Annotated in this window: 13 protein-coding genes and 1 tRNA gene; 2 read left to right on the top strand and 12 right to left on the bottom strand. The window is 69.8% G+C overall.

From position 1 onward, the window contains the following. Positions 1 to 199 precede the first annotated feature (199 nt). The 10 genes from FHS44_RS04620 to FHS44_RS04575 all read right to left on the bottom strand — a co-directional run bounded on the left by FHS44_RS04620 (position 200) and on the right by FHS44_RS04575 (position 6,743). Positions 200 to 715, bottom strand: a complete 516-nt coding sequence (locus FHS44_RS04620) for a hypothetical protein (protein WP_184712596.1) — start codon at positions 713 to 715, stop codon at positions 200 to 202. Then, positions 712 to 1,221: an Rv1363c family protein gene (locus tag FHS44_RS04615; protein ID WP_184712595.1), complete on the bottom strand. Its 510-nt coding sequence runs from the start codon at positions 1,219 to 1,221 to the stop codon at positions 712 to 714. Before FHS44_RS04615 ends, FHS44_RS04620 begins: the two co-directional genes overlap by 4 nt. Before the next feature lie 565 nt (positions 1,222 to 1,786). Beyond that, positions 1,787 to 2,179 (bottom strand): 50S ribosomal protein L7/L12, encoded by a 393-nt coding sequence (rplL, locus tag FHS44_RS04610; protein WP_184712594.1) that lies wholly within the window; start codon positions 2,177 to 2,179, stop codon positions 1,787 to 1,789. Positions 2,180 to 2,264: 85 nt separating this feature from the next. After that, a complete protein-coding gene (gene rplJ, locus FHS44_RS04605; protein WP_184712593.1) occupies positions 2,265 to 2,789 on the bottom strand; it encodes a 50S ribosomal protein L10 in 525 nt (174 codons plus the stop codon). Positions 2,790 to 3,094: 305 nt separating this feature from the next. Beyond that, the gene (locus FHS44_RS04600) at positions 3,095 to 3,931 is read right to left on the bottom strand and encodes an SCO4651 family lipoprotein (RefSeq protein ID WP_184712592.1); all 837 of its coding nucleotides are present in this window, start codon (positions 3,929 to 3,931) and stop codon (positions 3,095 to 3,097) included. 148 nt (positions 3,932 to 4,079) lie between these two features. Further along, positions 4,080 to 4,793: a 50S ribosomal protein L1 gene (gene rplA, locus FHS44_RS04595; protein ID WP_184712591.1), complete on the bottom strand. Its 714-nt coding sequence runs from the start codon at positions 4,791 to 4,793 to the stop codon at positions 4,080 to 4,082. Between the two features lie 140 nt (positions 4,794 to 4,933). After that, positions 4,934 to 5,365, bottom strand: coding sequence for a 50S ribosomal protein L11 (gene rplK, locus FHS44_RS04590; RefSeq protein ID WP_184712590.1), 432 nt, complete (start codon positions 5,363 to 5,365; stop codon positions 4,934 to 4,936). A gap of 117 nt (positions 5,366 to 5,482) precedes the next feature. Continuing rightward, positions 5,483 to 6,280 carry a transcription termination/antitermination protein NusG gene (gene nusG / locus FHS44_RS04585; RefSeq protein WP_184712589.1) on the bottom strand — a complete coding sequence of 266 codons (798 nt, stop codon included), beginning with the start codon at positions 6,278 to 6,280 and terminating at the stop codon, positions 5,483 to 5,485. Positions 6,281 to 6,346: 66 nt separating this feature from the next. After that, entirely contained in the window at positions 6,347 to 6,595 is a 249-nt protein-coding gene (secE, locus tag FHS44_RS04580) for a preprotein translocase subunit SecE (protein ID WP_184712588.1), read from the bottom strand. 75 nt (positions 6,596 to 6,670) lie between these two features. Then, positions 6,671 to 6,743: transfer RNA gene (locus FHS44_RS04575), tRNA-Trp, on the bottom strand. Positions 6,744 to 6,990: 247 nt separating this feature from the next. On the opposite strand from FHS44_RS04575, the gene FHS44_RS04570 reads away from it, so the two are divergent. After that, on the top strand, positions 6,991 to 8,196 hold the full coding sequence (locus FHS44_RS04570; protein WP_184712587.1) for a pyridoxal phosphate-dependent aminotransferase: 1,206 nt from the start codon (positions 6,991 to 6,993) through the stop codon (positions 8,194 to 8,196). Between the two features lie 102 nt (positions 8,197 to 8,298). Next, on the top strand, positions 8,299 to 9,336 hold the full coding sequence (locus FHS44_RS04565; RefSeq protein ID WP_184712586.1) for an adenosine deaminase: 1,038 nt from the start codon (positions 8,299 to 8,301) through the stop codon (positions 9,334 to 9,336). Here FHS44_RS04565 and FHS44_RS04560 read toward each other — a convergent pair. Both FHS44_RS04560 and FHS44_RS04555 read right to left on the bottom strand, forming a co-directional pair. After that, entirely contained in the window at positions 9,323 to 11,182 is a 1,860-nt protein-coding gene (locus FHS44_RS04560) for an ATP-binding protein (RefSeq protein ID WP_184712585.1), read from the bottom strand. The two genes, FHS44_RS04565 and FHS44_RS04560, sit on opposite strands and share 14 nt — an antisense overlap. A gap of 32 nt (positions 11,183 to 11,214) precedes the next feature. Further along, positions 11,215 to 13,257: an ATP-binding protein gene (locus tag FHS44_RS04555; protein WP_184712584.1), complete on the bottom strand. Its 2,043-nt coding sequence runs from the start codon at positions 13,255 to 13,257 to the stop codon at positions 11,215 to 11,217. Positions 13,258 to 13,479: the final 222 nt, after the last annotated feature.

Here is a 13,479-nt window from a genome sequence, read left to right as displayed (position 1 = left end):
TGCCCATCGTGTGACCTGCGCAACCACCAGCCCCAAGACGATACCCGCGCCTCGGGGAGGCTAACGCCTCGCCCCACGAAGCTTCGAGCGCCAGCCGTGTGCACGACCGACGATCGACGCTGCCGTGATCGATGTACCCGGCCACAAACCAGCTCTAAACGCAGACTTTGATAACAATTGAATGAAGCGCCACGCCCGTCTAGTGAGGTGGCGGGTTCCCCAGCAGGGTGGACAGCTCGGAGACGAGCCAGTGGGAGTCCTGCCTGACCATGACCAGCCGGGCACGGTTCTGCCTGATCTGGCGCCGGGGCTGCTTGTCTCCCGGCATGGTCCGCACGGTGTTCATGTTCACGAACAGCAGCACCTCGACCCGGTCGGCGCGCGCCGACTCGACCCCGGCCCCGGCCACCGTCGCCTGCTGGACGGCGCGCTGCTTCCTGGCCGTCGGCACGAGGCTCGTGGTGAGCTCCCGGTAGTACTGGCTGAGGTTGCCCGTGGTGTATCCACGCGCCCGTGCGAAATCTTGTTCGATAGTACGGTAGTCGTACGACAGCATGTCGGCGGCGACGGAGCGGGCGGTCGCGAGCGCCTCCTGTCCGGCGGTCTCGTCGGAGCGCAACCGGCTCAGGTCCGCGAACATGATCCACACCACCGCGGCGAGCGAGAGCGCGACGGCGGTCATCACCCCGACCAGCAGGAGGGAGACGCGCGTCACAGGACCAGCTCCGTCTTCGAGACGAGCCAGGCCGCCCCGATCTTGGTCACTTCCATGTTCCACTGGTAGAACCGTTCCTGCGGGGGCTGTTTGCTGCCCTCCCAGCGGATGACGGCGTCCCCGACGACCATCACCCTGGCGACGTTGCCCTTCATCGAGACAAGGCCGGAGGCCCGCAGCGCGCCCGTCTGGAGAACCTTGCTCCTGAGCGTGGTCTCCTTGAGCGTCGTGACGTTCCTGGCGTACTCCGCCCTCGCCGCGCCGGTGGACGTGTCCAGGATGCGTTTGATGTCGGAGTCCACGGTCCGGTGACCGACCGAGAGCAGGTCCAGGGCGTGCGTGCCCGCCGCCCGCATCGCGGCCTCCCTGTCGTCGGCCTCCGACTGGGCCTGCGCCAGCGCCGAGCGTAGCCAGAGGGCCGCGCCGAGCAACGCCACGATCAACAGGGCCAGCACCAGCCCGGCGACCCTCAGCGGGCGAGCCCGCCGAGCAGCGTTCACCGCCATGCGCTCTCTCCCATCGCGGGTCCGTCGTAACACGGACCGGTGATCACGTGGCGCCGGCCGTCAGGCCGAAAGCTCCCCGATCGCCGGATCATAACCCGCCAAACGGACCGTCATGGAGAGCTTTACCGACCTCTCCAAGAGTCGCCTTACTGCAACGAGAAAACAATTTTCCTGTCTGGACCGCCGATCCCGTGGCCCACCCGGCCCAGGACCACCGATCTCGCGGCTCGAAGGCCCGCACACCACCGATAAACGGCCCCTCCGTTCCGTGACGGGCCCGCGCGGGGAAACGCCTTCCCCCGCCTCGCCGTACGGCCTCGCCCCGCCTTGACAGACCACACTCCACATCCTTTCGGGGCATTTACCGAACTCAAACCCCAAAAGCACCCATAGCACCATAAACCGTAATAAGCATGGCGTGGGAAAAGCACCGTGGGAGGCCCCGGGCACGGGGAGCCCGCAGAGGGCCGGAAAAGCAGAAAGAGCGGGCCACCGGCACCAGGTGGACCCGCTCTTTCCGTTGAGTCTCGTCGAGCTCTCTACGCGGCTTTCAGGCCGTGTGAGACTACTTGACGGTGACGGTGGCGCCGGCGCCCTCAAGGGCAGCCTTGGCCTTCTCCGCCTGCTCCTTGTTGACCTTGCCGTCGAAGACGGGCTTGGGAGCGCCGTCAACGAGGTCCTTGGCCTCCTTCAGGCCCAGGCTGGTCAGGGCGCGGATCTCCTTGATGACCTGGATCTTCTTGTCGCCGGCAGCCTCAAGGATGACGTCGAACTCGTCCTGCTCCTCGGCCTCCTCGGCGGGAGCGCCACCACCGGCGGCCGGGGCGGCGGCCACGGCGACGGGGGCGGCGGCCTTGACGTCGAAGGTGTCCTCGAACAGCTTCACGAAGTCGGACAGCTCAAGGAGGGTCATCTCCTTGAAAGCGTCGAGCAGCTCGTCGGTGGTGAGCTTCGCCATGATGGTTCCTCCGTATGTATCAAAAAACTGAGAATTCGGGACCGCGGTATGTATGCGCTAATCCCCTGAGTCCGCCAGCGCGGACCTACTCGCCCGCCTCTTCGCGCTTGGCGCGCAGAGCCTCGACGAGCTGAGCCATGTTGGTGGGCAGCGCGTTGAAGACGGCGGCGGCGTGCGCCTGCTTCGCCTTCATGGCACCGGCCAGCTTCGCGAGGAGGACCTCGCGCGACTCGAGGTCGGCAAGCTTGCTGATCTCGGTCGGGTTCATCGACTTGCCGTCGACGACACCGCCCTTGATGACCAGGAGGGGATTGGCCTTGGCGAATTCACGCAGACTCTTGGCGGCCTCGACCACGTCGCCATTGACGAACGCAATCGCCGACGGACCCGCGAGCAGGTCGTCGAGCTCGTTGATCCCGGCCTGGTTGGCCGCGATCTTGGTCAGCGTGTTCTTCACCACGGCGAACTTCGCATGCTCACCGAGAGAGACGCGCAGCTGCTTGAGCTGGGCGACGGTGAGACCGCGGTACTCGGTCAGAACGGCAGCGTTGGAGCCTTCGAAGCTGCTCTTCAGCTCGGCTACAGCCGTTGCCTTTTCCGCCTTCGCCATGGGCCTCCTTCCAGATGTTGCCACCGGCAAGGGGCCACAGACGCAAACAAGCCCCGGGCGCAGGCGCACGGGGCTCACATGAGGAGGTCAGTCCAAATGGAAACTCACATCACACCTACGCGGGTCGTCCACGAGTGGAACCTTAGGTCGTCGAACCATGAGGCCTGACGACAACCGGCGGTCTTCGGCGTTGACAGCATACGCCCTGACGTGAGGAACACCAAACCGGGGACGCCAAACCGGGAAAGGCGACGGCCCGCCTCCCCCGGTGTGGGGCAGGCGGGCCGTACACGCCCCAGAGGGCCTCAGTTGCCGCTTGGAGCCGGGTTCTTCGGCAGGTCGCCCACCTGCTCGGCGGGCGGCGCCGCGATCGTCACGGGCTCGTTGAAGCCCTTGAAGAGCGCGGTCAGGTTGAAGGTCGCACCGTGCTCGGCGCCGCTGAGCGTGACCTTGCGGGGCAGGCTCTGGGCGTCGGCCCACAGGTCGAACTTCACGTCCTTGACCGAGGAGAGCTGCTGCTTGAGCTGCTCCTGCCTGGCCGGGTCGATCACCTGGGCGGCCTCGGCGACCGGGAAGGTGCCGCTGTAGTGGGTCGTCTCGGCTCCGCCGACCGTCTCGGTACCCACCGCCTTGACGTCCTTGGACGTGGTGAGCAACTTGACCGTCCCGGCGAGGTCGAACTGCCTGGCCTGGTCGAGGAGGTCCCTGACGCCCTTCTGGCCCTCGGCGTCGATGTCGGTGATCGAAGCCTTGAGCCAGGGCTTGGTCGCGCCCGCGAACTTGGTGAGCAACTGCGACTTCACGTAGACCGTGTCACCGGTGAAGATCGCCCTTGCTCCGCCGGGGACGTTCTGCCCGTCGAAGGTGATCGTGTCCAGCGTGATGTCGGTCGCCAGTTGGGGCTGGCTCTGGTAGACCACGCTGCCCTGGATCTTGCCCGGGCCCTTCTCGCCACCTGTGGCGTCAAGGACCAGGTCCGCGGAGTACGAAGTGACCTCCCCGGCCCTCTGGGCGCTCTGCTGGACCGCGTCAGCGGCGGCCAGCTTGACGTTTCCGAGGGTGCCGGTGCTCTGCGCACCGCATCCCGTGACCGCGATCAGTGCGGCCGCTCCCAGAGTCAGTGCGGGAGCCAATCGGCGCATTAGTCTTCACTCCTTCGTGTCCCCCGATGGACTTGTTTATGACCATACGCCCGGCGATCACGAGGCGCGTCCTCCATAGGAACGAAGAAAGGCCTCAACCGAATGGCCATTCGGTTGAGGCCTTCCCCAGAAGGCGCCTGCTAGTCGATCAGGCGTCGATCTCGGCGGTCAGCGCCCGCGTCACGTTCGGGTCGACCGGGATGCCGGGGCCCATGGACGTGGAGAAGGTGACCTTCTTCAGGTAGCGGCCCTTGGCGGCGGACGGCTTCAGACGCAGCACCTCTTCGAGGGCGGCGGCGTAGTTCTCGACAAGCTGACGCTCGCCGAAGGACACCTTGCCGATGATGAAGTGCAGGTTCGCGTGCCGGTCGACACGGAACTCGATCTTGCCGCCCTTGATGTCGGTGACGGCCTTGCCGACGGCCGGGGTGACGGTGCCCGTCTTGGGGTTGGGCATCAGGCCACGGGGGCCGAGCACGCGGCCGAGACGGCCGACCTTGCCCATGAGGTCGGGGGTCGCGACGACGGCGTCGAAGTCGAGACGGCCCTTGGCGACCTCGTCGATCAGCTCGTCGGCGCCGACGATGTCGGCACCGGCGGCGCGGGCCTCCTCGGCACGGTCACCGGTCGCGAAGACCAGGACCCGGGCGGTCTTACCGGTGCCGTGCGGGAGGTTGACGGTGCCGCGCACCATCTGGTCGGCCTTGCGGGGGTCGACACCCAGCCGCAGCGCGACCTCGACGGTCGCGTCGAACTTGGTGACGCTGGTGCCCTTGGCGAGCTTCGCCGCCTCGGCCGGGGTGTAGAGGTTCTCGCCGTCGACCTGTGCGGCCGCCGCGCGGAATGCCTTGCTGCGCTTCACTTGCTCACTCCTGTGAATCCGAGTGCCCGTGGTGCGGGCCAGCGCCTGGCCCTTCCACTCACTTCGAGGTTGTGGTGACGGACACAACCACCGTCATGTCCCGTCGTTTCCGGTCCGCTCGGGACCGGATCGCCGCGACGTCAGTCGGCGATCGTGATGCCCATCGACCGGGCGGTGCCGGCGATGATCTTCTCGGCCGCCTCGATGTCGTTGGCGTTGAGGTCCTGCATCTTGGTCTCGGCGATCTGGCGCAGCTGCTCCTTGGTGAGCTTGCCGACCTTGTCCTTCTGCGGGACGGCCGAGCCCTTCGCCACACCGGCGGCCTTCTTGATCAGCTCAGGCGCCGGGGGCGTCTTCGTGACGAAGGTGAAGGAGCGGTCCTCGAAGATGGTGATCTCAACGGGGATGATGTTGCCGCGCTGGGCCTCGGTGGCAGCGTTGTACTGCTTGACGAAGTCCATGATGTTGACGCCGTGCGGACCGAGGGCGGTACCGACCGGCGGAGCGGGCGTGGCCTGGCCAGCGGGGAGCTGGACCTTGACCAGTGCCGCGATCTTCTTCTTAGGAGGCATGGTTCTACTCCGGGTCCTAATCGGGGTGATGCGGCTCCCACGCAGACACGGGGAGCATGTCGGAAGGCCGTGCTTCGCGAGACACGGCCCACCGAACGTCTTAGTTTATGTGATCGGTCAGATCTTCGAGACCTGGTTGAACGAGAGCTCGACCGGGGTCTCGCGACCGAAGATCGACACGAGGACCTTGAGCTTCTGCGACTCGGCGCTGATCTCACTGACCGTGGCGGGCAGGGTCGCGAAGGGACCGTCCATGACCGTGACGGACTCGCCGACCTCGAAGTCGACGGTCGCGGCCGCGGTCTTGACGGTCGCCTTCTTGGCCTCTTCCGAGGGCTCGGGGGCCAGCAGCTTGGCCACCTCGTCCAGGCTCAGCGGGCTGGGCTTGTTCGACAGGCCCACGAAGCCGGTCACACCGGGCGTGTTGCGCACCGCGGACCAGGACTCGTCGGTGAGCTCCATCCGGACCAGCACGTAGCCGGGCAGCACCCGCTCCTTGACGAGCTGGCGCTTGCCGCTCTTCACCTCGGTCACGTGGTGCGTCGGCACCTCGACCTGGAAGATGTAGTCCTCCATGTTGAGGGACTGCGTGCGGGTCTCGATGTTGGACTTCACGCGGTTCTCGTAGCCGGCGTAGGAGTGGATGACGTACCACTCGCCGTACTGGCCGCGAAGGTGGCGCTTGAACTCCTCGACCGGGTCGATGTCGGGGAGGACGTCGCCGTCCTCGTCGACCTCACCGGTGACGGCCTGCCCGGCCTCTTCTTCCTCGTCCTCGTCGACCTCGACGTCGGCCGTGACCTCGTCGGTCTCGGTGTCGGCGTCAGGCGAGTCCTTCGCGACGTCGACGACCTCTTCCGGCTCGTCAGTCCGCTCTTCGCGGGACTCGCCGGCCGGCTGTGGAGACTCGGACACGGTGACTCATTCTCTTTCGTCGATGGGCTGATGAAGTTACGGGGGGCGATCCGCCGGGGTCCGGCCTCAGGCTCCGCCGAAGATCCGCAGCACACCTTCGGTGAGCAACGCGTCGAGTCCGGACACGATCCCGACCATGATCAGAACGAAGACCAGGACGATCGTGGTGTATGAGAGAAGTTCTTTACGCGTAGGCCAGATGACCTTACGCAGTTCAGCGACGACCTGCCGATAGAAAAGTGCGGGAGAAGTGCGCTTCGCCTTCTTCTCACCGCTCGGCTTGTCTGCGGTTTCGCCGCGCGTGTCGATCGCCACAGTCCTCACCTGCTCCGTCGAGTCCAACGCATGTCTGCGGCGCGCTAGACGCCCTGATGCGCGGACCGCTCCTCGCAGGGCACGAGGGACTCGAACCCCCAACCGCCGGTTTTGGAGACCGGTGCGCTACCAATTGCGCTAGTGCCCTAAGACATGAACCACCATACATCGGTTGGACCGAAGTTTGTCCGTGGCTCACGGGTCCGGCCGCCGAATTCACACACGGCGGCAGGAACATGCGGGAGTCTACGTGGGAATGGCCCCCGCGTCGAACCAGCCGAGGACCGCCCCTCGTTTTCCCATCAATCCCCCACGTCACAGCCCTGCCCGTGCCGTACGGGAAAAGCCGGTGACGCGAGGCGGAAGGCGCCTCGTGGGTCTGTAACCATGGAGGCATGACCCGTCCTCGCATCTCAGCGCGCATCTCCGCGATCTCCGAGTCCGCCACGCTCGCCGTGGACGCCAAGGCCAAGGCCATGAAGGCTGCGGGCCGTCCGGTCATCGGCTTCGGCGCGGGCGAGCCGGACTTCCCGACTCCCGACTACATCGTCGAGGCGGCCGTCGAGGCGTGCCGCAACCCCAGGTTCCACAAGTACACCCCGGCCGGGGGCCTGCCCGAGCTGAAGCAGGCCATCGCGGACAAGACGCTGCGCGACTCCGGCTACCAGGTCGACGCCGCCCAGGTGCTGGTCACCAACGGCGGCAAGCAGGCCGTCTACGAGGCCTTCGCCACGCTCCTCGACCCGGGTGACGAGGTGCTGGTGGTCGCGCCGTACTGGACGACCTATCCCGAGGCCATCAAGCTCGCCGGGGGCGTCCAGGTGGACGTGGTGACCGACGAGACCACCGGTTACCTCGCGAGCGTCGAGCAGCTTGAGGCGGCGCGCACCGAGCGCACCAAGGCCCTGCTGTTCGTCTCCCCGTCCAACCCGACGGGCGCCGTCTACTCGCCCGAGCAGGTCGAGGCGATCGGCCGCTGGGCGGCCGAGCACGAGCTGTGGGTCGTCACCGACGAGATCTACGAGCACCTCACCTACGGCGGCGCGACGTTCGCGAGCATCGCCACCGTCGTCCCCGAGCTGGGCGACCGGGTCGTCGTGCTGAACGGCGTCGCCAAGACCTACGCCATGACCGGCTGGCGGGTCGGCTGGCTGATCGGCCCGAAGGACGTCGTCAAGGCCGCGACCAACCTGCAGTCGCACGCCACCTCCAACGTCTCGAACGTGGCCCAGGCCGCCGCCCTCGCCGCCGTCTCCGGTGACCTGTCGGCCGTGGAGAAGATGCGTGAGGCCTTCGACCGCCGCCGTCAGACCATGGTCCGCATGCTCAACGAGATCCCCGGGGTGCTCTGCCCCGAGCCGAAGGGCGCCTTCTACGCCTACCCGTCGGTCAAGGAGCTGCTGGGCAGGGACTTCGGCGGCAGGCGCCCCGAGACGTCCGCCCAGCTCGCCGAGCTGATCCTTGAGGAGGCCGAGGTCGCCCTCGTCCCCGGTGAGGCCTTCGGCACCCCGGGCTACTTCCGGCTCTCCTACGCGCTCGGCGACGAGGACCTCGTCGAGGGCGTCAGCCGGGTGGCCAAGTTCCTCGGCCAGGTCGGCTGAGACCCCCTGCCGGGCGGTGCTGGTACGGCGCCGCCCGGCGGCGGGGCCGTGACGTTCGGCGTGCGGCCTCGCGCGGTGCCCGGCATGCGGCACCATATGGAAATGCCACGCCCGCTCACCGACCTGCCAAAGGCCCATCTCCACCTGCACTTCACCGGCTCGATGCGGCACACGACCCTGATCGAGCTCGCCCGCGAGCAGGGTCTGCACCTGCCGGACGCGCTTGAGCAGGACTGGCCGCCCCGGTTGCGGGCGACCGACGAGCGGGGCTGGTTCCGCTTCCAGCGGCTCTACGACATCGCGCGGGCGGTGCTGCGGCGGGAGTCGGACGTCTACCGGCTGTTGCGCGAGGCCGCAGAGGACGAGGCCACCGAGGGGTCGCGCTGGCTGGAGATCCAGGTCGATCCCTCGGGCTACGCCCACCGCTTCGGCGGTCTGACCCCGACCCTTGAGCTGATGCTCGACGCCGCGCACCAGGCGGCGGCGCACGCGGGCATCGGGATGGCGGTCGTGGTCGCCGCCAACCGCACCAGGCACCCGCTGGACGCCAAGACGCTCGCCAGGCTCGCCACGCACCACATAGACCAGGGCGTCGTCGGCTTCGGGCTGTCCAACGACGAGCGCAGGGGCAGGGCCCGCGACTTCGACGGGGCCTTCAGGCTGGCCAGGCGGGCGGGGCTGCTGGCCGTACCGCACGGTGGGGAGTTGCTCGGCGCGGCCAGTGTGGCCGAGTGTCTCGACGAGCTGGGCGCGGACCGGATCGGGCACGGCGTGCGGGCTGCCGAGTCGCCCCGGCTGATGGAGCGCCTGGCGGACCGGCAGATCACGTGCGAGGTCTGCCCGACCTCCAACGTGGGACTCGGGGTTGCCGAGGAGGCGCGGGACGTGCCGCTGCGGCGGTTGTTCGACGCGGGGGTGCCCATCGCGCTCGGCGCCGACGACCCGCTGCTGTTCGGCGCGCGGCTGCTGCCGCAATATGAGCTGGCCAGGCAGGTGTACGGCTTCCGCGACGCGGAGCTGGCCGAGCTGGCCAGGCAGTCGATCAGGGCCTCCGCCGCCCCCGAGGAGGTTCGTAAGAACGTCCTGCGGGAGATCGACGAGTGGCTGGCCGCCCCCGACCCGGAGCCTACGGCTCCTTGAGGGCCAGGGTGGTCGCGGCGTCGAGGGAGAGGACCTCGGTGGGGAGCGTTTCCTGCGGGGCGGGGATCGAGGCGAGCAGCGGCGGACGCAGGTGGTCGCCGCCCAGGGCCACCCAGGCGTCGCGGGCCGCGGCGAGCAGCGCCAGGCCCTCCTCCGCGCGCCGTTCGGCGACGGCGAGCGCGCCGAGCAGTTCGATCCCGGCTGCCTGCGCCGTACGGTCGTCGAAGAGGCGGGCGGTGCGCAGGGCCTCGCGGGCGTGCTCTCCCGCGGCGGCGAGGTCTCCGCGCAGATAGTCGGCCTGGGCCCGCAGGTGGCACAGGTGGGAACGGGTCCACAGGTCCTCGTAGGTCTCGCAGAGGTCGAGTCCCTCGACGAGGACGCCGATCGCATCCTCGACGTCCCCCAGTGTCAGCAGGCAGGCGGCCACCACGGCGTAGCCGGGCAGCAGGCCGGGGAAGGAGCGGCCCGCTGAGTGGTGGCGGTCGCGGGCGGCCCTGATGCCGAGGACGGCGCGGTCCGCCTGACCCCGCTGGGCGGCGACCTGGGCGGCGAGCTGGGTGACGTAGGCGCCCGCGTGGCCGCCGGGGTCGGCCTCCCGGCACTCGGAGAGGCGTTCCTCGGCCCCGAGCAGGTCTCCCTGGAGGCTGGCGGTCCAGGCGCAGACCCACAGCGCCCTGGTGCGCGCCGGTCCACGCCGCAGGTCGGCGGCCAGGGCGCGGTCGAGATAGCCGCGTCCTTCGGCGTGCATGCCGCAGCAGACCCACAGGATCCACAGCGTCCCGGCCAGTTCGAGGCCGGTGCCCGCCTCAAGGCCCGTCTCCAGCGCCTTGGCGAGGTTGGCGGCCTCAAGGCGGAGCCTGCGGTGCCAGCGCACCTGGCGCCGTGGCCACTCGTGTTCCACGGTGCGGGCCAGGGCGAGGTAGAAGTCGTGGTGGCGCAGCCGTACCTCCTCCTGCTGGCCGAGCAGGGCCAGCCAGCCCGCGCCGAACTCGCGGGTGGCGCCGGGCATCAGGAAGCGGACCCCGGCGACGGTCTCCCTGCGCAGCAGCACGGACTTGTCGACCAGGCCGGTGACCACGTCGACCATGTCCTGGGCGCGCAGCGTGTCGTCGCGGCAGACGTAGGTCGCCGCCTCCAGGTCGAACTCGCCGGGGAAGACCGAGACGCGCGCCCAGAACAGCCGCTCCCGCTCGGTGCACAGCTGGTGGCTCCACCCGATGCAGGTGGCCAGCGCCCGATGTCTCGAAGGTCCCTGTCTGTCCTCGTCAACGAGCAGGGCCAGGCGGTCGTCCAGGGCCGTGACGAAGTCCTCCGCGGGCATCGCGCGCAGCCGTACGGCCGCCAGTTCGATCGCCAGCGGGAGGCCCTCCAGCCTGTCGCACACCTCGGCGAGCGTCTCCTGGGGGCAGGCGTCGCCGAGGCCGGCCAGCAGGGCGTGGGCGTCCTGGGCGGGCAGGCTTGACAGGACCCACAGGTGCTCGCCGGGGACGGCCAGCGACTGGCGGCTGATCGCCAGGACGCGCAGCTCGGAGTCGGCGGCGAGCAGTTCGCTCACCAGGGAGGCGACCTCGTCGACCAGCGCCTCGCAGGTGTCGAGCACGAGCAGGGACCCGGTCGAGAGGGCCAGGGCCTCGGTGACCGCGGGGGCGAGCGCCTGCGGCCCGCCGACCTGGGCCAGCTCGGCGACGTCGATCACCGCGGGCTCCGGGACGAGCGTCCTGGCGAGTTCGAGGCCGAGCCTGGTCTTGCCGACGCCGCCCGCCCCCGAGAGGGTGACGAGCCGTACCCGGTCGAACAGGGCCGTGATCTCCGCGACCTCGTCCCGTCTACCGACGAATGCACTCATTCCGCAGTCTCCTCGCGGCGTGGGCATTCATGCTAAAGGTGGCCGAAGCCGTCTGTGTCCCGGATACGGGCGACAGTGGTGTCCATGTCCATGGCCATTCCCCTGGCGAACGCGCGTTCGTATGCGGGGTCGCCGAGCAGCGTCCTGGCCCCGCGCTCGGTGCGGACCCTCGACGTCACGTACGGCGAGGCCCCGTGGGCGGACAGTCCGGCGGCCGTCCACATCCGCGACGCCGCGCCGAGCAGGCGGGCGGCCCGGTGCCCGTCGCCGCGTGCCACGGCGGTCGCGGCGAGCTGGTCGGTGGCCGCGGCCACGCCGAGCGGGTCGCGCAGGCACCACGTGGCGTCGAGCGCCGCGCGGGCGTAGGCCTCGGCCGCCGCGATCTCTCCCCTGCCGAGTTCGGCGAGCGAGCGCACGTGGTCGCCGTGGGACCTGGCCCACAGCTCTCCCCGTTCGGCGCACCTGGCCCACTGGCGGACGAGCACCTCGACGGCCGGGCCGAACTCGCCCCTGAGGCTGTGCGCCATCGCCAGCGTCGTCTCGGCGACGGGGAGGCCGATGTGGGCTGCCCGTTCCGGGGTCGCCTGCTCGAACAGCCCGGCGGCCTGCGCGGCGAGGCGGGCTGCCGTGTCGAGGTCGCCGAGGACGAGCGCGGCGGCCGCGGCGCCCTGTTTCGCGCATCCGGCGGCGGCGAGGTCGCCCTCGGCGGTGGCCGCCGTGTACGCCTCGGCGGCCCTGCGTCTGGCCGCCGCGGTGTCGCCCGCGGCCAGCGCCGCCCACGAGCACACCCACAGGGCCTTGGTACGGGCGGGGCCGGGGGTGGCCTCCCGGTTGAGCAGCCGGTCCAGGTGCCGGTGCCCGAGGCGGCCCTGTCCCAGGCAGCACCAGACGAACCAGAGCGAGGTGGCCAGGTCGAAGCCGTCGTCGCGGGTCAGCGCGGCCTCAAGGTCGGGCATCGCCTGCCTGGCCCAGGCCGCCCAGCGGGCCTGGCGCGGGCCGTACCACTCGGCCTCCGCCCTGCGGGCCACGGCCAGGAAGTGGTCGTGGTGCCGGGCGAGCATGGCCTCCTCCTCGCCCAGCAGCCGCAGCCACTGCCTGCCGTAGTCGCGGATCGTGTCGAGCATCCGGTAGCGCTCGCCGTCGGCGACCAGGATCGACCTCTCCGCGAGTCCGGACAGCGTGAGCGTGGCCAGCCGTCCGTCGGCGCACACCGCCCACGCGTCGTCGGCGTCGAACCAGCCCTCGAAGACCGACAGGCGGGCCCACAGCAGGCGTTCCCGCGCGGTGCACAGCTCGTGGCTGAGGCCGACCGCGGTGCGCATGCTGCGGTGGCGCCCGAGGGGGGCGCGGCTCTCCCCGGCCAGCAGGGCGAAGCGGTCGTCGAGGCGCTCGGCGATCTGCGGCACGGACAGCGCCCGCAGCCGCCGTACGGCCAGCTCGATGGCGAGCGGGATGCCGTCGAGGCCCCGGCAGAGCCTGGCCACCTCGTGGGGGTCGAGGGTGGCCCCGGGCACCAGGGCCCTGGCCCGCTCGGTGAACAGCCTGACCGCCGCGCAGTCCTCGGCCTCGGCCCCGTCGGGTACGGCCAGCGGCTCGACGGCCACCAGCCTCTCCTGGTCCAGCCCGAGGGGGCCCCGGCCGGTGGCGAGCACCCGGACGTGCGGTGCCCGTTCCAGGACGTGGCGCAGCAGCTCCGCGCACGCCTCGGCGAGGTGGTCGCAGTCGTCGAGGACGAGCAGCAGCCGCCGTTCCGCGAGGAAGTCGGCGAGCACCTCCGCCTGGGGCCGTACGGCCTGCTCGGGCAGCCCGAGCGCGGCGGCGACGGCGTGGCCGACCAGGGCGCCGTTCTGCTCCGCGGACAGCGCGACGACCCACACCCCGTCGGGGAAGGCCCCGCGCAGTGTGGTCGCGGCCCTGAGCGCGAGCCTGGACTTGCCGACCCCGGCGACCCCGGTGAGGGTCACCAGCGGCGAGTGGCCGACCAGTGCGGCGAGTTCGCCGAGCTCCGCCTCCCGCCCGACGAGGTCACCCGTCTCCGCCGGTACGTTGTCCCGGCGCGTGCGCGTCTCCTCCACCGAAATTCCTCGCCCCTCCGCATGAGATGGCCAGCCAACCACGCGGGCGTGGCCGTACCCGCTCCGTGAGGGGTGTGCGGTTGTCGGATCTTCTCCCGTGGCGCATATCTCACGGAGAACCGCAGGTCAGCGGGGTTTCCCTTTGATCTTCCGGGGTCGGATTCCTCCCCCGGTCCGTCCCGGAGGACCTGGTGGCCAGGCGTTTCCTGGGCCGTCGCCGGG

Source organism: Streptosporangium saharense (assembly GCF_014203715.1).
GTDB lineage: Bacteria > Actinomycetota > Actinomycetes > Streptosporangiales > Streptosporangiaceae > Streptosporangium > Streptosporangium saharense.
This window is presented reverse-complemented; position numbering and strand designations above follow the sequence as displayed.

Bases quoted from the DNA above. Each gene is read 5' to 3' on its own strand.
- FHS44_RS04570 (WP_184712587.1), top strand. From the start codon at position 6,991: ATGACCCGTCCTCGCATCTCAGCGCGCATCTCCGCGATCTCCGAGTCC.
- FHS44_RS04565 (WP_184712586.1), top strand. From the start codon at position 8,299: ATGCCACGCCCGCTCACCGACCTGCCAAAGGCCCATCTCCACCTGCAC.
- rplJ (WP_184712593.1), bottom strand. From the start codon at position 2,789: ATGGCGAAGGCGGAAAAGGCAACGGCTGTAGCCGAGCTGAAGAGCAGC.
- FHS44_RS04560 (WP_184712585.1), bottom strand. From the start codon at position 11,182: ATGAGTGCATTCGTCGGTAGACGGGACGAGGTCGCGGAGATCACGGCC.
- FHS44_RS04600 (WP_184712592.1), bottom strand. From the start codon at position 3,931: ATGCGCCGATTGGCTCCCGCACTGACTCTGGGAGCGGCCGCACTGATC.
- rplK (WP_184712590.1), bottom strand. From the start codon at position 5,365: ATGCCTCCTAAGAAGAAGATCGCGGCACTGGTCAAGGTCCAGCTCCCC.
- FHS44_RS04615 (WP_184712595.1), bottom strand. From the start codon at position 1,221: ATGGCGGTGAACGCTGCTCGGCGGGCTCGCCCGCTGAGGGTCGCCGGG.
- rplL (WP_184712594.1), bottom strand. From the start codon at position 2,179: ATGGCGAAGCTCACCACCGACGAGCTGCTCGACGCTTTCAAGGAGATG.